The organism is Gammaproteobacteria bacterium (assembly GCA_029884425.1).
GTDB lineage: Bacteria > Pseudomonadota > Gammaproteobacteria > S012-40 > S012-40 > JAOUHV01.
Genome location: JAOUHV010000009.1, coordinates 1 through 21,932 on the forward strand (window position 1 = coordinate 1; position 21,932 = coordinate 21,932).

At 53.8% G+C, this 21,932-nt stretch carries 20 protein-coding genes and 1 tRNA gene; 12 read left to right on the top strand and 9 right to left on the bottom strand.

Annotation, left to right across the window (positions count from 1 at the left end; all coding sequences use genetic code 11):
* Positions 1-122: 122 nt before the first annotated feature.
* Entirely contained in the window at positions 123-260 is a 138-nt protein-coding gene (locus tag OEW58_03990; GenBank protein ID MDH5300502.1) for a hypothetical protein, read from the bottom strand.
* 21 nt (positions 261-281) lie between these two features.
* Here OEW58_03990 and OEW58_03995 point away from each other — a divergent pair, with 21 nt between their 5' ends.
* Genes OEW58_03995 through OEW58_04010 form a run of 4 tightly spaced genes read left to right on the top strand, consistent with a single transcriptional unit; the run spans position 282 to position 5,937 of the window.
* Entirely contained in the window at positions 282-929 is a 648-nt protein-coding gene (locus OEW58_03995) for a restriction endonuclease subunit S (protein MDH5300503.1), read from the top strand.
* Positions 926-1,888 carry an FRG domain-containing protein gene (locus OEW58_04000; GenBank protein MDH5300504.1) on the top strand — a complete coding sequence of 321 codons (963 nt, stop codon included), beginning with the start codon at positions 926-928 and terminating at the stop codon, positions 1,886-1,888. Before OEW58_03995 ends, OEW58_04000 begins: the two co-directional genes overlap by 4 nt.
* 9 nt (positions 1,889-1,897) lie before the next feature.
* Positions 1,898-2,818, top strand: a complete 921-nt coding sequence (locus OEW58_04005) for a DUF5655 domain-containing protein (GenBank protein ID MDH5300505.1) — start codon at positions 1,898-1,900, stop codon at positions 2,816-2,818.
* Positions 2,819-2,829: 11 nt separating this feature from the next.
* Positions 2,830-5,937 (top strand): DEAD/DEAH box helicase family protein, encoded by a 3,108-nt coding sequence (locus OEW58_04010; GenBank protein ID MDH5300506.1) that lies wholly within the window; start codon positions 2,830-2,832, stop codon positions 5,935-5,937.
* Between the two features lie 13 nt (positions 5,938-5,950).
* Here the strand turns inward: OEW58_04010 and OEW58_04015 are convergent.
* Positions 5,951-6,027: transfer RNA gene (locus OEW58_04015), tRNA-Arg, on the bottom strand.
* Positions 6,028-6,299: 272 nt separating this feature from the next.
* Here OEW58_04015 and ampE point away from each other — a divergent pair.
* Both ampE and OEW58_04025 read left to right on the top strand, forming a co-directional pair.
* Positions 6,300-7,187, top strand: a complete 888-nt coding sequence (gene ampE, locus OEW58_04020; protein ID MDH5300507.1) for a regulatory signaling modulator protein AmpE — start codon at positions 6,300-6,302, stop codon at positions 7,185-7,187.
* A gap of 97 nt (positions 7,188-7,284) precedes the next feature.
* Entirely contained in the window at positions 7,285-8,598 is a 1,314-nt protein-coding gene (locus OEW58_04025; protein ID MDH5300508.1) for a hypothetical protein, read from the top strand.
* On the opposite strand, the gene OEW58_04030 is transcribed toward OEW58_04025, so the two are convergent.
* A complete protein-coding gene (locus OEW58_04030; GenBank protein ID MDH5300509.1) occupies positions 8,595-9,470 on the bottom strand; it encodes a cation diffusion facilitator family transporter in 876 nt (291 codons plus the stop codon). The genes OEW58_04025 and OEW58_04030 overlap by 4 nt on opposite strands.
* Positions 9,471-9,755: 285 nt before the next feature.
* On the opposite strand from OEW58_04030, the gene OEW58_04035 reads away from it, so the two are divergent.
* The 3 genes from OEW58_04035 (at position 9,756) to OEW58_04045 (ending at position 13,046) form a co-directional block, all read left to right on the top strand.
* Complete coding sequence (locus tag OEW58_04035; GenBank protein ID MDH5300510.1) at positions 9,756-10,448, top strand: alpha/beta hydrolase; 693 nt, start codon at positions 9,756-9,758, stop codon at positions 10,446-10,448.
* Positions 10,448-10,789: a Rieske (2Fe-2S) protein gene (locus tag OEW58_04040; GenBank protein MDH5300511.1), complete on the top strand. Its 342-nt coding sequence runs from the start codon at positions 10,448-10,450 to the stop codon at positions 10,787-10,789. The genes OEW58_04035 and OEW58_04040 overlap by 1 nt, the downstream gene beginning before the upstream one ends.
* A gap of 127 nt (positions 10,790-10,916) precedes the next feature.
* Entirely contained in the window at positions 10,917-13,046 is a 2,130-nt protein-coding gene (locus OEW58_04045; protein ID MDH5300512.1) for a PAS domain S-box protein, read from the top strand.
* Here the strand turns inward: OEW58_04045 and OEW58_04050 are convergent.
* The 5 genes from OEW58_04050 to OEW58_04070 all read right to left on the bottom strand — a co-directional run bounded on the left by OEW58_04050 (position 13,036) and on the right by OEW58_04070 (position 19,418).
* Positions 13,036-13,860 (bottom strand): methyltransferase domain-containing protein, encoded by an 825-nt coding sequence (locus OEW58_04050; GenBank protein ID MDH5300513.1) that lies wholly within the window; start codon positions 13,858-13,860, stop codon positions 13,036-13,038. The genes OEW58_04045 and OEW58_04050 overlap by 11 nt on opposite strands.
* 8 nt (positions 13,861-13,868) lie before the next feature.
* A complete protein-coding gene (locus OEW58_04055; GenBank protein ID MDH5300514.1) occupies positions 13,869-14,273 on the bottom strand; it encodes a hypothetical protein in 405 nt (134 codons plus the stop codon).
* A gap of 120 nt (positions 14,274-14,393) precedes the next feature.
* Complete coding sequence (locus OEW58_04060) at positions 14,394-18,233, bottom strand: DUF3683 domain-containing protein (protein ID MDH5300515.1); 3,840 nt, start codon at positions 18,231-18,233, stop codon at positions 14,394-14,396.
* Positions 18,234-18,298: 65 nt separating this feature from the next.
* Positions 18,299-19,039, bottom strand: coding sequence for a metallophosphoesterase (locus tag OEW58_04065; GenBank protein ID MDH5300516.1), 741 nt, complete (start codon positions 19,037-19,039; stop codon positions 18,299-18,301).
* A 4-nt stretch (positions 19,040-19,043) separates the two neighbouring features.
* On the bottom strand, positions 19,044-19,418 hold the full coding sequence (locus tag OEW58_04070) for a VTT domain-containing protein (GenBank protein ID MDH5300517.1): 375 nt from the start codon (positions 19,416-19,418) through the stop codon (positions 19,044-19,046).
* 251 nt (positions 19,419-19,669) lie between these two features.
* Here OEW58_04070 and OEW58_04075 point away from each other — a divergent pair, with 251 nt between their 5' ends.
* The 3 genes from OEW58_04075 to cysQ are packed head-to-tail and all read left to right on the top strand — an operon-like array spanning position 19,670 to position 21,472.
* Positions 19,670-20,095 carry a CopD family protein gene (locus tag OEW58_04075; protein ID MDH5300518.1) on the top strand — a complete coding sequence of 142 codons (426 nt, stop codon included), beginning with the start codon at positions 19,670-19,672 and terminating at the stop codon, positions 20,093-20,095.
* Positions 20,096-20,111: 16 nt separating this feature from the next.
* On the top strand, positions 20,112-20,663 hold the full coding sequence (gene nudE, locus OEW58_04080) for an ADP compounds hydrolase NudE (GenBank protein ID MDH5300519.1): 552 nt from the start codon (positions 20,112-20,114) through the stop codon (positions 20,661-20,663).
* Entirely contained in the window at positions 20,660-21,472 is an 813-nt protein-coding gene (cysQ, locus tag OEW58_04085; GenBank protein ID MDH5300520.1) for a 3'(2'),5'-bisphosphate nucleotidase CysQ, read from the top strand. Before nudE ends, cysQ begins: the two co-directional genes overlap by 4 nt.
* A gap of 3 nt (positions 21,473-21,475) precedes the next feature.
* Here cysQ and OEW58_04090 read toward each other — a convergent pair whose 3' ends face one another.
* Positions 21,476-21,859 carry a pentapeptide repeat-containing protein gene (locus OEW58_04090; GenBank protein ID MDH5300521.1) on the bottom strand — a complete coding sequence of 128 codons (384 nt, stop codon included), beginning with the start codon at positions 21,857-21,859 and terminating at the stop codon, positions 21,476-21,478.
* Positions 21,860-21,932: the final 73 nt, after the last annotated feature.

Below are 21,932 nucleotides of genomic sequence, written 5' to 3' on the forward strand. Positions count from 1 at the left end.
TGGATATTGGTTGGTACCTGATGGCGCACTATAACCAGCGGCGTCCTCATGCGGCTAATGATGGCCTTTCGCCTGCGGCGAAAGAAGAAAAACTTAAACGACTGTCCGGAATTAGTTGACCACTACACATCGACACGCTGCTGGCGAAAAAGCAGCGCCTGATCGAACTGCTCAAGGAGCAGCGCAGCGCGCTCATCTCCCGCACCGTCACCCGCGGCCTGCCCGCCGACGTCGCCCACGAATTCGGCCTGCCACCCCACACATGCTTCAAAGACTCCGGGGTGGAGTGGTTGGGGGAAGTGCCGGAGGGGTGGGAGGTTAAGAAGGTTCGTCATTTTGCTCGACTTAAAGGCGGTTCTACGCCTTCAACTAATGAAGCTCAATTTTGGGATGATGGGGACATACCTTGGGTTTCACCTAAGGATATGAAAACCGGAAGAATCACTGCGACTCAAGACTGTCTTACCTCCGAAGGACTTGCTCAATGTGCAAGCGGTCTTATCGCTCCTGGCCATGTCATGATTGTTGTTCGTTCAGGAATCCTTCGTCATACATTGCCAGTTGCCATTAACGATGTTCCTGTGGCACTAAATCAGGATATGCGCGTGTTCAAATTAAATAGCTATTTGGAACCCGAATATCTCAGATGGCTCATTGAAGGTAATCAAAAGGTACTGCTCGAACAGTGGTGCAAATCTGGAACTACTGTTGAATCTATCGAGATGGAATATCTTTCAGACAGTTACTTGTCTGTGCCCTCTTTCAAAGAACAAACCGCCATCGCCACCTACCTCGACCGCGAAACCCAAAAGATCGACCGCCTGCTAGCGAAGGTGGAGGCTGCGATCCAGCGCTTGCAGGAGTACCGCACGGCATTGATCACCGCCGCGGTGACGGGCAAGATTGATGTGCGGGGTGTGGCAGCATGAACGAGTTCACCATCAACAGTTTTGAAGATTACCTGCGCATTGTGCGTGATGAGCTAGGCCCGGCCGAGAAGGAGGGCAAGAAGGTACGCCGCTATTTTCGCGGCCAATCCAAACAGGCGCGGGATGGCCACACCCTGAAGCCTTCGGTAGGACGCTACGACAATCTTGCTCAACTGCCACCGGCTGAACGTGACCGTCTGGAGCAGGAGGTGTTGGAGACCTTCAGCAACCACCTGCTGACCTATGTGAACCACCTGCCGCGCAATGAGTGGGAGGCGCTGGCCATCGCCCAGCACCATGGGTTGCCAACCCGCTTTATGGACTGGACCACCAACCCGCTGGTGGCGCTCTACTTTGCTACCCGCGAAACCAAGAAAAACAAGGACGGCAGTCATCACGACAGTGCCGTATACGTGCTGATCAGCGAGCCCACCCGATACAGCGAGTTGGTGCGCGACTATCGGGAGGAGAAAAAGCGCAAGGCTGCACCAAAAAGCCAAGCCACACCTGCTGCAAACAGTAGCCGTGATCAATCAGCAACATTGAGCAGCGCATACGATACGGATGGCTATGATGTGTTCGGGCTGGATGATGACGCCGATGACACCCATTTCAGCGAAGCCGACACGCCAGCCGTGGATGCTACAAATGAGAGTGACAACCATGAGCCGGATATTGAGCTCTCTCCGTTCGGTATCACCAGCAACGTAATTTATGACCCGCCCCATGTCTCCCCGCGCATTCGTGCACAGGATGGCGTACTGCTGGCCTGCCAGCAGCCCATGTCGCCACTGGAGGAGCGGGATGTACTGGAAATAGTGATCAGCCATCAGGCCCATGATGACATCCGCCGTCGCCTGGATCAGTATGGTGTGTTCGACAAGCAACTCTTCCCCGACCTGGACGGCATTGCCAAATGGCTCAAATACCGGGTCTATGAAACCAATGGCATGGCTTAAAGGAATAACATGAGCGACATAAAACTGTTTCGTACCGATGCCAAAGGCGTAGTGGAGCTGCCAAGTCAGTCCATGGCGCTAGAGCGTTCGCTCCAATCGCTGATGGAAAAGAATTTGGAGGCGCTACTTGGGGTGCGCTTTCTCGCCTCGGAGTACTCCACCGGCGCCAAACACAAGGGGCGCATCGATACGCTGGGCATTGATGAAAACGGCTGTCCTGTGATCATCGAATACAAGCGCAACACCAATGAGAATGTGATTAATCAGGGGCTGTTTTATCTCGACTGGCTGATGGATCATCAGGCGGAATTCAAACTGCTGGTATTGGAGCAGTTGGGCAAAGAGGCCGCCGATGAGATTGAGTGGGGCGGGCCACGGCTGTTGTGTATTGCCGGTGATTTTACCCGCTACGATGAGCATGCTGTGTTGCAGATGAATCGCAACATCGAACTGATTCGCTATCGTCACTACCCGGATGGTTTTCTGATTCTGGAGCGGGTGAATTCGGTTACAGTCGAGTCAGTGGCAGCACCTTCCAGCCATAGCCATACTGGTGCCAAATCCAAACAGGTATACACCACCGTTTCCCAATATCTGGAACGCGCGCCTGAGCAGGTGAAATCGCTGTACCAGGATGTCGAGGATCTGCTGTTGTCGTTGGGTGACGATGTGGAAAAAAAGGTACTGAAGTTCTATGTCGCCTACAAACGGATCAAAAACTTTGCCTGCGTGGAGGTGCGTGTGCAGGCAATGTGTGTGGTTGTTTATTTGAAGTGCCCAACTACGCCAGATTACATTATTGATGGCTTTACACGTGACGTAAGCAATATCGGCCATTTTGGTACCGGTGACCTTGAAGTCACACTGCGCAGCAAAGAGGATGTTGAACGGGCTCGCCATCTGTTCGAGCTAAGTTATCAGGCGAGTTAGGGGGGGAAGGAATGTCTCAAACCAACGAAAAAGCATTTGAGGCCTACGTAGAGCAAACCTTACTGACCAAGGGTTGGCAACAGGGCTCAGTCAGTGGCTGGGACAAGGATCGCGCGCTGTTCCCGCAACAGATCCTTGGGTTTATCGAGGCTACGCAGCCCGAGCTGTGGCAAAACATGCTCACCCAGCATGGTGCGCAACTACAGCCGATGTTGATCGAGACACTGGTGAAGGAGCTGCGCATCAAGGGTTCGCTGCATGTGCTGCGCCACGGCTTTAAGTTTTACGGCAAGGGCTTTCGCCTGGCCTATTTCAAACCGGCCCACGGTCTGAATGAGGAGATTCTGACCCAGTACGGGCAGAACCAGCTTACCGTGACGCGGCAGGTGCCTTGCCACCCCGGTGACCACTCAACGGTGGATCTGGTGTTTGCCCTGAATGGCCTGCCGGTAGCCACCTGTGAGCTGAAGAACCCCTGGACCGGCCAGAGCTGGCGCCATGCGGTGCAGCAGTATCAGCAGGATCGCATTCCCGGTGCACCGCTGTTCGAGTTCAAACAGCGGGCGCTGGTGCATTTTGCGGCGGATCCCAACGAAATTCACATGACCACCCGCCTGCAGGGTGGCAAGACCTTCTTTTTGCCCTTTAATCGCGGCAGCCACCCCGGCGAGGTGCAGTGCGGTGCCGGTAACCCGGCCCATCCATCAGGCCACCGCACCGGTTACTTCTGGGAGGAGGTGCTGGAGCGGGAGAGTTTTCTCGACATTCTTGGCCATTTCATCTTCATCCAGCGCAAGGAGGAGAAGGTGGAGGATGGCCCCCAGGGATCAGGGCGCGGCAGCCGTTTGGTGACCAAGGAGGCGATGATCTTTCCCCGCTATCACCAGCTGGATGCCACCCGTAAGCTGATTCGCACCGCCAAGACTGAAGGCACGGGCAATAACTATCTGATTCAACACTCGGCGGGCAGTGGCAAGACCAACTCCATCTCCTGGCTATCACACCGGCTGGCAAGCCTGCACGATGACCGCGATCACAAGATCTTCGATTGCGTGGTGGTGATTACCGACCGGCAGGTGCTGGACCGCCAGCTACAGGATGCCATCTACCAGATCGAGCATGCCCAGGGGGTGGTGAAGGCGATCGATCAGGATGCGAAACAGTTGGCCGAGGCGCTGATCGACGGCACGCGCATTGTGATCACCACTTTGCAGAAGTTTCCCTTTGTGTTGCGCGGCCTGCTGCGCAGCGCCGGGGCGGAGAACCCGGATGAGGCCGATGCCCAGAGCCGCGCCCAGGCCAAGGCGTGGGAGGATGAGATCGGCAAGCGCCGCTATGCGGTGATTGTGGATGAGGCGCATTCGTCGCAAAGCGGCGAGACGGCCCGCGAGCTGAAGGCGATTCTGGGGGCCAATGCGGCACCGGCAGACGAGGAAGAGGACTGGGAGGATGGACTCAACCGGGTGATGGCCTCACGGGGTCGTCAGCCCAACATGAGCTTTTTCGCCTTTACCGCCACGCCCAAGGGCAAGACACTGGAGCTGTTTGGTCGTGTCGGACCAACGGGCAAACCAGAGCCGATCCACCTTTACAGCATGCGCCAGGCGATTGAGGAGCGCTTCATTCTCGATGTGCTGCAAAACTACACCACCTATGACACCTACTTCCGCCTGGTAAAGGCGGCAGAGGATGACCCGGATCTGCCGAAGAAGAAGGCGGCACGGGCGCTGGCCAAGTTTCTGGTGATGCACCCTACCAATATCAGCCAGAAGATCGAGGTGATCGTCGAACACTTTCGCAACAACGTGCGCCAGCATCTGGGCGGGCAAGCCAAGGCGATGGTGGTCACCGGTTCACGCCTGCACGCGGTGAAGTATATGCAGGCGTTTGAGCGTTACATCGCTGAACGGGGTTATACCGATGTTCGGCCGCTGGTGGCCTTTAGTGGCACGGTGAAAGACCCGGAGACCGGAGAGGAGTTTACCGAACCGGGTATGAATACCGATGTGGTGACTGGCAAACCAATCAGTGAGAAACAGTTGCCGGAGCGCTTTGCCTCACCCGATTATCAGGTATTGCTGGTAGCCAATAAGTATCAGACCGGATTCGATCAACCACTGCTGATGTCGATGTATGTGGACAAACGACTGGACGGGGTGCAGGCGGTGCAGACGTTATCGCGCCTCAATCGCATGATTCCCGGCAAGCAGACGCCGTTTGTACTCGATTTCGTCAATGGCGCAGAAGAGATCTATTCGGCCTTCAAGCCCTATTACGATGCCACCAGTTTGCAGGAGAGTTCCGATCCATCACAGCTGGAGCAGTTAAAGCATGAACTGGACAAGGCGCAGGTCTATCACTGGAGCGAGGTGGAAGCCTTCTCACGCTTCTTTTACAAGTTGCCTGCTAACCAGAATCCGGCGGACCATGCGCATATCAATCGCCAGCTACAACCGGCCATTGATCGCTTCAAGGCAATTGAGGATGAGGAGAAGCGCAGTGAGTTCCGCGACAAACTGAGCGGCTATGTGCGGGTTTACTCCTTCCTGAGCCAGATCATTCCCTTTGGTGATGCCGACCTGGAGATGCTGTTCAGCTATGGTCGTTTGCTGCTACCACACCTGCCACTTGATCGCGACACGACAGTGGTAAAACTGAATGAAGAGGTGGATTTGCAATACTACCGTTTGCAGCGCGTATTCTCCGGTGCAATCAACCTCAAGGACGGCGAAGGGGAGTATGGAGTAAAGAGCCCCACTGATGTCGGTACCGGTCGAGCAAAAGATGAGACAGCTCCACTCTCGGAGATCATCAAGGTATTGAACGAACGCTTTGGCACCAACTTCACCGATGAAGATCGTCTGTTCTTCGAGCAGATAAAAGAGAAAGCAGCACACTCACCGCAGGTGGTTCAACTTCGGCAGGCCAACCCGTTCGACAAGTTCCAACTGGGACTGCGCAAGATGCTTGAGGACATCATGATCCAGCGCATGCATGAGAACGACAAGATCGTAACCCGCTACATGGATGACAAGGCATTTGAAGAGGCTGCGTTTGCGGTGCTATCGAAGGTGATTTATGAAGCGATTCCAGGCCAGCAAGGAAGCCAACCCAACTGAAATCGACCAATAATGGCGCGCCCGAGACGATTCGAACGTCCGACCTTTGCCTCCGGAGGGCAACGCTCTATCCAGCTGAGCTACGGGCGCCTGATTTTCCAGAACCGAGGTTCCGACGCTGATATCTCAGCGATTTCTGCCATAAACCTGGCGGTTTACGACCATGAACCGGGCGAAAAAAACAGCGATTGAACACTTCACGGTTAATTCGGCGGAGCATTGTTCCGATAGGATGGCGATGACATCCCCGGAAAGCGGCATAGGATACCCCAAAGGATGGTGGCCCGTCTATCGGACTATCCCTTTGGCATTTGCACCGCTTCGGGGTATGCTCTTACAAACCAATGACCTAGGCAATTTTGATGTCCCTGTTGATCATAATTTTGGGCTTGATCACCGAGCGATTTTTAGGCGAACTGAAACTCTATCGCCGTTTTGACTGGTTTGCGACCGGTACCCAAGTCACGTTAAAAACCTTCAAAAAGTGGCCCGCACTGAACAGCGGCGCTGCGGTGGTGGCGCTGCTGCTGATCATTGCCCTGATTTCTGCGCTGCTATTCCATGCACTATACAAACTGTCGCCGCTACTCTGGTTTGTTGCAGCAGGAATTGCGCTAGTTTATTCGTTGGGCCCTAAAACCTTTTACGATGACGCCAAAACCTTTTCCCGCGCCTTCGAAGCCGGGGACACGCAGGCAGCCTACCACCACGCCCAGGAGCTATTCGACCGCCCGCTGACCGAAGACGAAAGCCGCCACATCATGCGCAGCAGCGTGGAGGCTTTGCTGGTTGCCGCCAACGACCGTTTGTTTGGCACCTTGTTTTGGTTCATTGTCGCCGGCCCGGTCGGCGCATTGATGTACCGCCTGTCCAGCCATCTGGCGCACTGGGCCGAGCACCATCCTCATCGTGAAGAGGATGAGGCTTTTGTCGTAACCGCTGAAAAAGTTCACTTCTTCATGAAGTGGGCCCCTACTCACTTGCTCGCATTAAGCTACGGTCTGGCAGGTAATTTTTCCCACAGCCTGGCGCAGTGCCGCGTGATCAATGCACGCACCTGCTCGCAATGGAAAAATAGTCACGACCAAATCATTATCTGCGCCGGGCTGGGAGCCCTGGGCAAAGATGCAGAAAGCCTGGACGAATACCAGCCAGAAAATATCGGTGCTGCGCTGGCGCTGATCAGACGCTCCGCCGTCCTTTGGTTAATGGCCACGGCACTGCTCACCCTGGCGGGCATCCTCTCCTAGAGTTCGCAATGACTTCACTTTACTGTGCAATGTGATTACCCTATAGGCAGGATTTGCCTATACTTCTCGCACAAAAATTATAATTAACAGGGAATCTATGATTTCGTCATTCCACCTAACGCGCTTGTGTGTCGCCGTCTCGCTGGCATTGGTAATCGCCGGCTGCGCCAGTCCGCGCCTGCAGGATATTCAGCCCACCCAGGAAGATATCAGCCATTATCAGAACATGACCGGCAACGCAGCCATTGCCGAGCTGGAAGAATCGCTCGCCAAACTACGCGTCAGCCAGGATTTGAATTTTTTCGCCCCCAGCCACTTTGAGCTGGTCAGCCGCTCGCTGGATGATGCGCGCAGCAAAGCTGCCGTGAATGCCTCCGATTCGCAAATTGCCCTGAAAGTGGCGACTGCCGAGGCCGTGCTGCGCAATGGTCAGCGCGTTGCCAAACAGGTTAAGGACCTGTTGGAAGAAGAAATTGCGATTAAGCAAAGTCTGGATAATCTCAACACCCGCGACACCTACGCCAGCGAATACTCCAGCCTGGTGGATCGCATGAGCCAAATCATTCGCGACATTGAGAATGGCAAAAAATCTCGCGCCGAAGAACTGCGCCCTCAGTTGCTTCAGGACATGCAGGAACTGGAAGTACGCGCCATTCGTCACGAAGCACTGCACGAGGCGGAAGAAATGCTCATGCGCGTGTCCAACAACGGTGGCGCGGACTTGACCCCCATCACCTATCGCGACGCCATGGCTGTGTTCACTCGCGCCGAGGAATTTATTAACGCCAACGCCCATGATCGCGCCAGCGTCAAAAAAGTGGCCGCCGAAGCATTGTTCGCCGCCAAACGCGCCCTGAGCATTTTGGGCGAAGTGGCCGCGCTAAACCATAAATCTCGGCAGTCGCTGGAACAAATCGTGTTGGATGAAGAGTTCCGTCTGTATCGCATTGCCCGCCGCTTGGGAATAGACGATCCACGCTCCCAACCGCTGGAAGTTCAGTCAGAAATTTTGAGCAAAGCAGTCGCCTCGATTATCGAGGAGCGCAGCAACAATGAGCAAATGGCAGAAATTCTGAGCGATGCCGTGGCCCGCCAGGCAGAAATCAACAACGAACCGGCGCTGCTTGAGGAAATCCGCAACCTGAAACGCGAACGCAGTGAATTGCTGGCCAAGGAATCGCTGTACACCACCAAACTCGCCGAACTGCGTGAGCGACTTGAAACCACTCAGAAACGCGCCATAAACGCCGAGAGCAAACTGGAGACGCTCATCGCCCAGCAAACAACAATCCAACCCGCCTCAACAGCAGTGATCTCGCCCGCAGACGAAACAACGCCATCTCAGGAAAATACGCCTGCAGCAGAAGGCACCGCGACCGAGTTCGGCGCATTTGCCAACTCGGCGCCTTAGACGGGCGAGCTGGCCACACCCGGCTCAATGTGAATCGAGATATCGTGAACCTGGAACCGCTCTTCCAGCAACTGTTCCACCACATCAGAAATTACGTGCGCCTGCTCAGTCGTTAGATCGGGCGCCACTTCGATCACCATGTCCACCGCCCGGTGTGCGCCGATCCAGCGAGAACGCAGCTTGGTCACCTGCCACACGCCCTCCACCTCACTGACGGCACGAATCAGCGGTTCCGGCTCCACCGCAATTTCATCCACCAATACCGGCACTGCCCGCTTGAACAATCCGTAGGCCAACACCAGCACCATCGCCGCCACCAGCAGAGTCACAACTTTATCCACCCAGAGATAGCCCATCGCCGCCATTTGCCAACCGATAATAACGCCCAAGGTGATCAACACATCGCTGAAAGTATGACTGGCGTCCGCCAATAAAATGTCAGAATTCAATCGTTTTGCCCAGCGACGCTCCCACCAGGAAATCGTCACATTGCTCACCAACACCAAGGCCATCAGGCCCATCGCCCAGGGGTTCGTGTCCACCGGTTTGGGTTCCGCGGTAAACGCGTGCACCACCAGCTCAAACGCCAGCACCACCAGAATGGAGCCCAGGACAAACACCGCCAGATTTTCAAACTTCCGGTGCCCATAGGGGTGCTCGCGATCTGCAGGGCGACTGGAAATACCAATCACCACCCAGGCAACGATATTGTTCGCTAGATCGGTCAGAGAATGCAGTGCATCTGCCAGCACCGCCATGGAACCCGTCCATACACCGACCACCACTTTGATCACCAGCACCAGCAAGTTGGCCAAGCCTTCAATGAGGATAATCCTCAGTACTGTGCGATCACGATCCGATCGATTATCCACCCTCCAGACCTCCTAATCGGTCAATAATTAGACTAAACATCAATGCGTTATATTTTTTTGTGGTCTTTAAGGATGCTGTCATATTTGGCAGCGAAAATACGGCCCAAATCTGGCATTAGCTTCAGCTTCGATTCAATAACCAGAGGCAACTGATTACTGATGTACCCACATGCTAGCAATTCCACCATAGGCCAAAATGGCCCTTTGACTCAGTCCTTTCGTTGGATTAGTATGCGCCCGCTTCGCGGACGCTAGGATGTGGACCACAATAGGGGATCTAAGTTTATGGACCTAAACTCTACCGCGCTGGACGATGCCACGCCCAAGGATCAAGCTAGCTACCAGTTTTTCATCAACGGCCCTGTCGGCCGGATTGAGGCTCTTCTCAACCGCGCCACCGAAAGCAGCCGTTTCAATGCCATTGCCGTCATCTGCCACCCACACCCACTGTACGATGGCAGTCTGCACAACAAAGTCACCTATACCCTTGCCCGCACCCTGAACAGCCTGGGCATACCGGCGCTGCGTTTTAATTTTCGTGGTGTTGGTGAAAGCCAGGGCAATTACGCCAATGGCGAGGGCGAACTGCAGGACCTGCTGGCCGTCATCGCCGAGGCCAAGCGGCTTTATCCAGGCCGCGACCTTTGGCTGGCCGGATTTTCTTTCGGTGCCTATATCGCACTGCGAGCCGCACACCAGGCCAAACCTGCGCAACTGATCACCATTGCACCCGCGATCAACTTCTTCGATCCGCACGCGATCCGCACGCCGACCTGCCCTTGGCTGTTAATCCAGGGCAAGGACGACGACATCGTCCCCTGCGAGGAAGTGCTTGATTGGCTGGAAGACCTCCACCCCGCCCCCAGTCTGCGCCTGGTGGAGGGTACCGGACACTTTTTCCATCGGCAACTGGTTACGCTGCGCAACGCCATTGAGCATCATTTCGAACAAAACCAGCTGGATTCTGTCGCTGTCTGATGCCCAAAATCCGGCTATGCGCCCTTTCCGACATTGACGAAAACCAAAGCAAAGGCTTCTCCCCCGAAGGAGAGCCTTTGCAGCAACTGTTCATCGTTCGCCGCGATGGCCAATACTTCGCCTACCTCAACCAATGCCCTCACACCGGTGCCACCCTGAACTGGCAAGATCACCAGTTTCTGGACATCGACAATCAATATATTCAATGCGCTGTCCATGGCGCCCTTTTTCGGGTACACGATGGCTACTGTCTGCGCGGCCCCTGTGCCAACCAGCGACTGTCCTCAGTCAGCATCGAAATCCTGGATAACGACATTTACTGGCTAAAATCCCACACCTAATCTAGTATTTTTGCTGGAATTTTCAGCAAACAATCAAAAATCAGTTAATTTATTTGACGTTTTTCCGCTAAGACTTACTGCCTGCTTCTAGTAATCAGCACAATGACAACGGGAATGTCGAACTCTCATGATGGAGCCAACATCAACAATTCAGCAGCGGCAACTGCAAACCAATCACTACCAGTTGGAACAACTGTTTCGCGCCATTGGCACAACCATGGTCGCCAGCCTGCTTGCCAGTTTGTTTCTGTACGCCAGTATTCACGCGTATTTTGGCAATGCTCATGTCCATCTCTGGATGATAGCACAAGGGATTGTGACCATTATTGCACTGAGCTATCGCTCACTGTTCCGTAACAAAAATCAACAATTCACCGAAAATCAATGGTGCGCTTCGCACATGGCCATTACCGCAACCAGTTCAGTGCTTTGGTGCCTGGCCATCAGTTGGACCTACACGAATGCCGCCGAAGTTCGCGAGCTGATTATCTTCCTCATTGCCGGATTACAAGCTGTCGCCGCCACAACACTCAGCTACAAACCCTGGCCCGTGATCGTTTTCAGCACTCCCATTTCCATTGCTATCATGATTCAGCTATATCTGCATCCAAATAGCATCGATGCCTTAGCTATCGCATATTTTGCCGCGCTGCTGCCCATCACTACCTTCATTGCAATACGTAACTACAACAACAATGTTCTTCTCTACCGCCATTTGCAAAAATCAAAAATCGACAGCGAACTATTATTGCGAAGCAAAGAGCGATTTCGGAATATTATCGATAGTGCCGGTGACATGCTGCTGGTACATGCGCCTGACGGCCGGATCATTGACGCCAATCATCGTGCCGTCAACTTATTGGGCTACCCGTCAAAAACCGAGTTGCTAAAAAAAACCATCACCGATATAGCTGGCGATGCCAGTGACATTTACCACCGTTTGCTGTGGTTGCTCAGCGATAATGAACCAGTCACTTACGAATCACAATATACGTGTCTGGATAATAAAATACTCACCGTCGACGCCTGCGTTACCCACTACGACGATCCTCGCGAAGGCGATGTCGTTTTGGTTTTGGCTCGCGACATTACCGTCAAAAAACAAGAACGCCAGGAGTTAAATGAATCTCGACAAAAACTCGACTTACACATCCAATCAACACCACTTGCCACCATTGAATGGGATAGCGAACAAAAAATTTCCAGTTGGAATCCTGCCGCAGAACACATCTTTGGCTATACCAGCGACGAAGTCGTCGGCACCTGCGGCATCAAGATACTGCTCGATGAAAGTAAAAACACTCCACACCTGTTTAGCGAATTAATCTCTGAAAATAACAAGCAAGTTATTATCTCGCACATCACCAAAGACAAGCGCGTCATCTATTGCGAATGGTTTGTCACTCGACTATCGGACAATCAGGGCAACCCACTGGGCGCATCGGCCTTCGCCATGGACATCACCACACGAATCCAGGCAGAGCAAGCTTTCAAAATGGCTGTACAACGCGAGCAGCAAGCCAACAATGCCAAGTCTGAGTTTTTATCCCGCATGAGTCATGAACTGAGAACGCCACTTAACGCCGTCATTGGCTTATCGCAACTGCTGCAATTTGACGACAACCTGACCAACCAACAGCAAGAATACATTGGCGACATTAGCAATGCAGGACAGCACCTGCTCGGTTTAATCAATGAAGTTTTAGATATTTCGCGCATAGAGCAAAACCGTTTTTTGCTCAACGAACAGCCCGAGAAGCTTCATCAACTAATAAGATCAGCCATCAACTTAACTGAAAATGTTATCAAGAATAAAAAGCTGGAATTAATTTACCAACCACAAGTCGACGACTTTTATTTCCTGGTCGACAAACAGCGCGTCGTACAAGTTTTGGTCAACCTGCTCAGCAACGCTACAAAATTCAATAACGAAGGTGGCAAAATATGGGTTTCCGAACGCCTACTCAACGATGACACCGTAGAAATCAGCGTTCGTGATAACGGCATGGGCATTCCCAACGAGATGCAAAACAAAATATTCCAACCATTCCAGCGCGCGGGGGCTGAATATTCCGGCATCGAAGGCAATGGTCTTGGATTAATGCTGAGCAAACAGCTCATCGAAAAAATGAGTGGTAGAATCGGTTTTGAAAGCACCTTAGGCAAAGGCAGCTGCTTCTGGATAAGACTCCCCACTAAAAGCAGCTCACTTCTAAACAGGCACGCACAATCGTCGCAACAAAAACCTATTTCCTGAACAGCCGGAATCGCACATCTACCGTCAAACTCAGATTCTGCGATTGCAATGCCTGTTGCCGGCGATCTTCAGTAATTTTAAAAAAATGTGGCGTCATTAACAGCAGTGCATAGAGTTGCTCCTGCGACAAACTATCAATCACGTATGTCAGCTGCTGATCATCCACCAAGCAAAATCCCACCTGCGTTGCCGCATCCACCAACTTATCCTGCTTTAACTTCACTTCGGGATAAATGATCTGACGTAACTCCGCCAAATGATTTTCAGCAGGATCAACCATCAGCAAGCATCCATCCTGGCGAAGCAATCGCAAAAACTCCGCATACACCGGAAAACCAAAAAGACACATCACCATATCCATGGATGCCGGCTGCAGCGGCAGTTTTCGATTACTGGCGACCAACCATAACGGTGATCGATTGCGTTGACATGCTTTGATGATGGCATGTTTGGAAATATCATTGCCCACACAGACCAGATCAAAGCCTGTGTGCTTTGCAACAAAATCGAGGTAGTAACCCTCACCACACCCTGCATCCAGCAAGCGCGACCCTGTCGACAAACACGGCACAACCATTTCGGTGATTTTTTGCGCCAGGGGTTGGTAAAAGCCCGCATCTAAAAACGCCCGCCGGGCAGCCACCATTTCCTTACTGTCACCGGGATCCAGGCTGCGTTTTTCCTGAACCGGCAGCAAATGCACATAACCCTGCCGGGCCACATCAAAACTATGTCCCTGCGGACAACACCACTGGTTGTTTTGCAAAACAAGAGGTTGTCCATCCAGCGGACAACAAAGAAGAGAATCCATCATGCAGTCATTTATCGGCAAGCGCGTAGCCAGTTAACAGCCTCGGCACTATCTCTAAAACAGGCAAATTGCAGGTCCAACGGTGAAATGGTACGCCGCAACTCGATGTACTGAGTGGCTCGCTCTTGTTGCATCGTGTCAGCCACCAAAAACGCCGTGGGACGGGAGCTGTCCTGTGCATCAAACACCTTGGCAGCCACTTCCGACAAACGCATCAAATCATGAATAAGTACGCTCATCATCCTTACCTGGCGAAAATCGAGCAGCACACCAAAGCTTGGGTAGATTTTGTGAAGATTAAACGAAAGAATAAAGCTGCACGCCAAATCAAAACTCAGCTCTGCGCCCCAAGTCACCTTGATTATCTGTTCGCTGGCATCAACATCCACTTCACAATCGTTTATGTACAAATCCATGCGCTGAGCGCCTCTTTCTCCCCGAAGGGTATCAGCCTATTCCTCTTAGACAAGCATACCAACAAACGTCGCCCCCCAACGGATCAGGCGGCGCGAAGCATGGCCAAAAATCAATATCTACTACAAAAGCACCTTTTCGATGCCATCTTTTTTCACTTTTGAAACAAATTGCGGCTGCCAATTATCGCCGAGCAGTTTGTTCGCCAGCTCTACAACAATGTAATCGGTTTCCATGCCGGTATCGTTCTGATAGCGCGACAGGCCCTGCACACAAGCCGGACACGAGGTCAGCAGTTTTACATTGCCTTTTTTGGCCTTGCTCTCGCCGGTCAACTGCTCAACCCCTTTGATCAGTTCTTCCTGCTTACGGAACCGAACCTGGGCGGCAATATCCGGACGGGCAGTTGCGAAAGTACCGGCTTCACCGCAGCAGCGGTCATTCAAACTTACCTTGTTGCCCAGCAGGTTCTGCGCCACGGTAATTGAATTATGGGTTTTCATCGGCGTGTGACAGGGCTCGTGATACATGTACTGCACACCGGCAACACCGTCGAGTTTCACACCCTTTTCCATCAAGTATTCGTGAATGTCCAGCAAACGACAGCCAGGGAATATTTTTTCAAATTCGTATTTCAGCAACTGATCCATGCAGGTACCGCAGGAAACAATTACTGTTTTGATGTCCAGATAATTCAGCGTATTGGCGACACGATGGAACAGCACGCGATTTTCCGTACTGATCTGTCGACCTTTGGCATCGTCGCCACCAGAAGATTGCGGATAACCGCAGCACAAATAGCCCGGCGGCAATACCGTCTGCGCACCAACCTCGTACAACATCGCTAGCGTCGCCAAGCCGACCTGACTGAACAGACGCTCCGAACCGCAGCCGGGGAAATAAAACACCGCATCACTGTCATCGGTGACCTTCGCTGGATCGCGCAGAATTGGCACCGTTTTGCTGTCTTCCACTTCCAGCAAACCGCGCATGGTTTGCGACGGAATATTTGCCGGCATCGGTTTTTTGAAGAAGTTGATAACCTGTGCTGGCAATGGCGTCTTGCCAGTGGTGCCTTCCGGACGCTTGTTTTGCTTGAGCATGCCGGTGGTTTTCAACACCGAATGCGCCAGTCGTTGCCCTTTGGCTCCCCACTCAATCATACCTTTGCGCATGATACGAACCGCGGTCGGGTCAGTCACGTTCAGGTAACTCATCGCCAGTGCCGAGCCAAGATTCTTCGACTTCTGACCGCGATTATTCAAAATATTACGCAGCCGTACCGTCACATCACCAAAATCGATATTGACCGGACATGGCGTCACACAGCGATGACACACGGTGCAGTGATCGGCCACATCATTGGCTTCGTCAAAGTGACGCAGGGAAATACCGCGACGCGTTTGTTCTTCGTACAAAAACGCTTCGATGATCAAGCCCGTGGCCAGAATTTTATTGCGTGGCGAATACAACAGATTGGCGCGCGGCACGTGCGTGGTACACACCGGCTTACACTTGCCACAACGCAAACAATGACGAATATCATCATTGAGCGCGCCCAGTTCGCTTTCTTCCAGAATCAGCGCTTCTTGCTGAACTAAGCGCAGCGATGGCGTATAGGCATTGGCCAGATCCGCGCCGCGCATCAACTTGCCTTTGTTGAAATGTCCTTTCGGATCAACCTTGGCTTTGTAACTGGCGAACGCATCCAGACTTTTATCGTCCATGTACTGAATTTTGGTGATCCCAATACCATGCTCGCCGGAAATCACGCCATCAAGCGACGTTGCCAGCGCCATGATTTCATCGACCACATGATCGGCGGTTTGCAGCATTTCGTAATCGTTGGAATGCACCGGAATATTGGTGTGCACATTGCCATCGCCCGCATGCATGTGGGTGGCCACAAACAGGCGACTGGTGCGAATCTGCTGATGAATTTCGTCAAATTTCGCCCGCACCAATTCCTGCTCTCGACCGGCAAAAATTTCCTTGAGCGGCGATTCAATACTGTTGCGATAGGACACGCGCAAATCACGACGCAACAGCAGATCAAGCAGCGTATCACCCTCGCGCATTGCCTGCTGGGTACGCTCTGACAAATGCGGCAAATGATCTCGCGCTGGTGCATCCAGTTTTTCCAAAAACGTCTGCCAGCGATTGCGCACTTCGGTCATGCGCGCTTTGGCGGCGATTTTTTTCTGCTCCAGAATCACATCGCTTTCGGCGCTGGCCAGATATTCCTTGTTCTTGCGCAGCAGCTCCTGCCAATCCTCGTCGATGAAGCCAAACACCGCATCGAGAATTTTAATTTTATTGCGAATAGACTGGACGATATTGATGCGCTCAATACCGCGAGAATATTCTGCCAGTCGCGACAGTGGAATCACCACGTCTTCGTTAATCTTGAACGCATTGGTGTGCGCAGCAATGGCTGCGGTACGACTGCGATCCAGCCAGAAACGACGCCGTGCCTCCGGACTGATGGCGACAAAGCCCTCACCATCGCGGCGCTGAATCATCGCCACCACGTGCGCCACAGCCTCGGCCACATCGGCTTCAACATCGCCGGAGATATCCGCAATCAACACCATCTTGGGCTGTTCGCGACGCGCTGCCTTGGTGGCGTATTTCACTGCCTTGACGTAACGCTCGTCCAAGTGTTCCAGACCGGCCAACACAACCGTGGGATGCTTTTGCAAATAATCGTTAATTTCAACTATCGCCGGTACGGCATTGCCAACGTCGTAGCCAAAAAATTCCATGCAGACGGTTTGGGTAAAATTGGGCATACGGTGCAGCACAAACACACCGGAGGTAATCAAACCGTCACAGCCTTCTTTTTGCACGCCAGGCAAACCACCGAGGAATTTGTCGGTAACATCTTTGCCCAGACCCAGTTTGCGGAATGCCTGACCCGGCATTTGCAGAATTTCCGGTTCGCCTTTACGCGTTTTGCCATCAGCCTGATAGCGGGTAATACGGAACGTCACCTGCGCCTGATCGTGAATCTTGCCCAGGTTGTGATTGATGCGCTCGACCTCCAGCCACTCGGCATCGGGCGTCACCATCCGCCAGGAAACCAGATTGTCCAGCGCCGTACCCCACAGCACGGCTTTTTTGCCGCCGGCATTCATCGCGATGTTGCCGCCAATGGTGGACGCATCCTGCGAAGTAGGATCGACCGCAAACACACAACCCGCCGCTTCGGCGACCTCGGCCACGCGTCGTGTCACTACACCGGCTTCAGCACGCACCGTAGCAACGTCGCGATCCACGCCTTCCAGACGACGCGTCTCGACCTTGCCCAGACCTTCCAGCTTTTCGGTATTAACCACCGCCGATTCGGACACCAGCGGAATCGCACCGCCGGTGTAGCCGGTACCGCCGCCGCGAGGAATCACGGTCAGCCCCAGCGCAATACACTCTTTGACCACCAGCGCCATTTCTTCTTCGCTGTCCGGCGTAATGACCACAAACGGGAATTCCACCCGCCAGTCGGTCGCGTCGGTCACATGAGATACGCGCGCCAAACCACCAAAATCGATATTGTCCTTGCGGGTGATGCGCCCCAGCCGCTTGCTGGCCTCGGCGCGCAGCACCATCTGCCGCGCAAACCAGGCTTCAAATTCAGTCACTGCCAAGCGCGCCGCACCGACCAGTTTGCGCGTCAGTTCATTTTCGTTGGCGCGCAAGTCGATCTGGTCCAGACGATGGTGCAATGCACCGACCAGCGCCTTATTGCGGCTTTCGTTTTCCAGCAGGTCGTCCTGGATGTAAGGATTGCGCGTGATAACCCACATATCCCCCAACACCTCGAACAGCATGCGTGCCGATCGACCGGTGCGACGGGTGCCGCGCAGCTCGTTGAGCACGCGCCACATGTCCTCGCCCAAAAAGCGAATGACGATTTCTCGGTCGGAAAATGAGGTGTAATTGTAGGGAATTTCGCGAATGCGCATGGGCAAAAATCAAACCTTGGCAGCGTAAAAAAAGGATGCCATTGTAGCACGGAAAGCGCGCCGTTTCAGGCTTTTACCGGAATGCTAAACACCTGTTCTGTGTGCAGGTTTATCAGGCTCAGTGAGCCTTCCCAGGAAACGCCGGTATCGATAAAACAAACGTTACCCATCTGACTGATGCCGGGCACAATACTATGGCCGACAAACACGCGATACACCCCGGTCACCACAGCCTGTGGCGAGGTCGGTGCCAGCTCACCGCTTTTCATGCGCTTGTAGCGATCCCGCGACCAAAGCAGCTCGCGCATTTGCTCGGATTTGAGTTTGTCCTGCTCCAGCCCAACCAGCAACTCATCCCAGCTCATTCCCTGCGGCACGTCGGCATGCACCACCCCGATCCGGCCTCGTGGCGTTTCCACCTCAATGGCCAGGGGCAGCGGATCAACCAGCGCCCGCATGCGATCCAGCAGGCGAGAATCCGCGTCCAGCGCCCATTCGCCGCCGACACGCATCCACAGATCAAAACTGCCGTCTACCGAGCGAAATGGCCCGGCGGCACGCATCAACAATTCTTCGTGATTGCCCTTGACCGTGTACAGCCAGGGCTGCTGGAGATACTCAATCGCCTTTTCGCTTTCCGGGCCACGGTCGATCAAATCGCCGACGCAAATCAGCCGATCGACCCGAGAATCGAACCCGGCATGATCCAGCAAGACTTCCAGCAGACTGAAATAACCATGGATATCGCCGACCACATAGTCGCGACCACGTTGATTGAGAGGAAGGCGGAGTACTTTTTTCGACATGAGCTCACATTATAGCAAGAACAAGGGCATAGCGCGCGCCTTTGCCAATCGCGATGAACAGCAAACATGCCCAGACATTGAGCCGCAACCAGCCAGCAACCACGCACAGCGGATCACCGATGATCGGCACCCACGACAGCAGCAGCACCGGACTCCCCCAGCGGCGCACCCGCGTCAGCGCCGTCTGATATGCCGGCCGCTCCAGACGACGCCAGGGAAAACGCCGCGCCAGCCACCAGCCCACCCACCAGGAGGTCCAACCGCCCAAGGTATTAGCCGATGTTGCCACCAGCCACAGTGCCCACGTTGAGTGCAGCTCCTGGTGCTGCAGATAGGCCAACACCAACTCTGAGCCGCCTGGCGCCAGGGTTGAGGACATGAAGGCGCTGAGAAACAATCCCCACAGCCCCCATTCGAGCAAAATCTCGTTCAAATCCACCTCAGCCACCACACACCACCATTGCGCGCCACTTCCCAACAAAAATTCAGGGGGCTTTCTACCACAGGAAAGCCGCCCGCACTATCCCCTGTTGGTGGGTACGCTTCGGCCCCACCCCTCACCTGTGCTATTCTAGACAGCCGTCCCGATCCGGGACCCAACCGCGCCTTTCGCGCCATACGGAGTTTTGCATGATTTGGGTCAAGGCCTTTCACGTCGCGTTCATGGTCACTTGGTTTGCCGGTCTGTTCTATCTGCCGCGCCTGTTTGTCTACCACGCCATGGAAAACACCTCAGAGGATATGCATCAGCGTTATCTGGTGATGGAGCGCAAGCTGTTTGCCATCATGACCATGGGTGCTGTTCTCACCGCCCTACTGGGCACTTGGATGCTCGTCAGTTACGGCGCTGCACTGGCCAGCGGCTCGGGCTGGCTGCACGCCAAATTAACCCTGATATTTCTGCTGATTGGCTACCACGCATACTGCTACAAAATCATGGTTTCGTTCCGTAAAGGAACCAATCGTCGTGGCCATGTGTTTTATCGCTGGTTCAACGAATTTCCGGTGCTACTGCTGTTCGGCATAATCATCCTGGTTGTCGTTCGCCCGTTCTAACCACAGGAAACCGCCTATGGCACGTCTAGCACCCAAAATTTTGCGCGAACAGACGATTGCTCGATCGCGACTTTTTCATATTCAAACGCTGGATCTCCAATTCAGCAATGGCGTGGAAGTCCAGTTTGAACGCCTGTGCAGCAACAGCAAAGGAGCAGTTTTGGTAGTTCCCATGCTAGATGACAACACTGTGCTATTGATCCGCGAATACGCCGCCGGCGTGCAGCGCTATGAGCTGGCCCTGCCCAAGGGCCGACTGGAACAGGGCGAATCCATCCTCGAGGCCGCCAACCGCGAGATCATGGAAGAAGTGGGCTACGGTGCTCGTCAACTCCTGCACATCAAGAGTTTCAGCATCGCCCCCAGCTACCTCAACCACGAAACCCATATCGTGCTGGCCACCGACCTGTTTCCGCAACGCATGGACGGCGACGAGCCAGAAGACATTGATGTCGTGCCGTGGTCGCTGGAGAACCTTCACGAGCTGCTGCAACACCCGGAATGCACCGAAGCGCGCAGCATCGCAGCCCTGTTCATGGCCCGCGACCTGATGAGGCCCCGTCCATGATTCAGCAAACCTTGCTCACTGCCCTGATGCAGATCACCCGACAGGCGGGCGAGGCCATTCTGGAAGTTTATCAAGGTCCGTATGAAATTTCCCACAAGCAAGACACCACCCCGGTCACCGACGCCGATCTAATTGCCCATCAGCTGCTGGTCAGCACCCTGCACGACCTGGCACCACAACTGCCGATTTTGTCGGAAGAATCACCACTGATTCCGCTGTCCACCCGCCGCCAGTGGAAACGCTACTGGCTCATTGACCCACTGGATGGAACTTTGGAATTTATCCGTAAAACCGGCGAATTTTCAGTGAATGTTGCGCTGGTGGAAAAAAACCGCCCGGTCTTTGGCCTGGTTTACGCCCCGGTCAGCGGTACGTTTTACTATGCCCAAAAGGGACTGGGCGCCTACCGGCAGAAACGCGACCAACCGGCGGAACGCATTTATGGCCGCCAGCTACAACCCAAGCAACTGGTCGTTACCACCAGCAGCCGCTCCCGCCGCGATCGTCGCACCCTGGAATTTCTGAGCCGCCTACCCGACTACCAACTGCTAACCATGGGCAGCGCGCTCAAAAGCTGCCTGATTGCCGAAGGCAAGGCTGACATTTACCCCCGCATTGGCCCCACCTCGGAATGGGACACCGCCGCTGCGCAAATCATCGTCGAAGAAGCTGGTGGCCAGCTCACCGACATGAATTTGCAGCCGTTGCGCTACAACACCCGCGAAACGCTGCTCAATCCCGATTTCCTGGCAGTCGCCGATGCCAATTTTGACTGGCGCCAGTTCCTGGCAGAACCGGCCAGCTGCTAACGTCTAGCAGCCGTAGCGCATCCGCGTACCGCGAATCAGCGACATGGTGATTTCATCCGAGCTCAATTCCTTGGGGAAATACGCGCCGGAAATTTTCGCCTCGTGCACGCTACATCCTTCCATGATCGCTTTGGTAAAATCGATTCCGCGCAGATCCGCCAAACGAAAATAGCTGCCGGAAAAATCCAGGCCGGTCGCGATCATACCCTGTAAATCCATACCGCGAAAATCGCAGTTGGTAAGATCACAGGCTTTCCCCATTGACCTCAACTTATTGAAATCCTGAATCTTTCCCTCACGCAGCAACATATACATCGGGTCTTTCTTGATCTGCGGACCGGTGGGGGCCAAACCGGATTTTTTCTCCCCTTCCAACCATTTGCTCATCAGGCTTTCTCCAAAAAGCGAGGACTCACCCTCAACTATCGGCAACAGGCCGCTGTTTTTTCAACCAATCCAC

Coding starts and splice junctions, on each gene's coding strand:
- OEW58_04000 (MDH5300504.1), top strand. CDS start 926: ATGAACGAGTTCACCATCAACAGTTTTGAAGATTACCTGCGCATTGTG.
- OEW58_04005 (MDH5300505.1), top strand. CDS start 1,898: ATGAGCGACATAAAACTGTTTCGTACCGATGCCAAAGGCGTAGTGGAG.
- OEW58_04010 (MDH5300506.1), top strand. CDS start 2,830: ATGTCTCAAACCAACGAAAAAGCATTTGAGGCCTACGTAGAGCAAACC.
- ampE (MDH5300507.1), top strand. CDS start 6,300: ATGTCCCTGTTGATCATAATTTTGGGCTTGATCACCGAGCGATTTTTA.
- OEW58_04025 (MDH5300508.1), top strand. CDS start 7,285: ATGATTTCGTCATTCCACCTAACGCGCTTGTGTGTCGCCGTCTCGCTG.
- OEW58_04035 (MDH5300510.1), top strand. CDS start 9,756: ATGGACCTAAACTCTACCGCGCTGGACGATGCCACGCCCAAGGATCAA.
- OEW58_04040 (MDH5300511.1), top strand. CDS start 10,448: ATGCCCAAAATCCGGCTATGCGCCCTTTCCGACATTGACGAAAACCAA.
- OEW58_04045 (MDH5300512.1), top strand. CDS start 10,917: ATGATGGAGCCAACATCAACAATTCAGCAGCGGCAACTGCAAACCAAT.
- OEW58_04050 (MDH5300513.1), bottom strand. CDS start 13,860: ATGATGGATTCTCTTCTTTGTTGTCCGCTGGATGGACAACCTCTTGTT.
- OEW58_04055 (MDH5300514.1), bottom strand. CDS start 14,273: ATGGATTTGTACATAAACGATTGTGAAGTGGATGTTGATGCCAGCGAA.
- OEW58_04060 (MDH5300515.1), bottom strand. CDS start 18,233: ATGCGCATTCGCGAAATTCCCTACAATTACACCTCATTTTCCGACCGA.
- OEW58_04065 (MDH5300516.1), bottom strand. CDS start 19,039: ATGTCGAAAAAAGTACTCCGCCTTCCTCTCAATCAACGTGGTCGCGAC.
- OEW58_04070 (MDH5300517.1), bottom strand. CDS start 19,418: ATGTCCTCAACCCTGGCGCCAGGCGGCTCAGAGTTGGTGTTGGCCTAT.
- OEW58_04075 (MDH5300518.1), top strand. CDS start 19,670: ATGATTTGGGTCAAGGCCTTTCACGTCGCGTTCATGGTCACTTGGTTT.
- nudE (MDH5300519.1), top strand. CDS start 20,112: ATGGCACGTCTAGCACCCAAAATTTTGCGCGAACAGACGATTGCTCGA.
- cysQ (MDH5300520.1), top strand. CDS start 20,660: ATGATTCAGCAAACCTTGCTCACTGCCCTGATGCAGATCACCCGACAG.
- OEW58_04090 (MDH5300521.1), bottom strand. CDS start 21,859: ATGAGCAAATGGTTGGAAGGGGAGAAAAAATCCGGTTTGGCCCCCACC.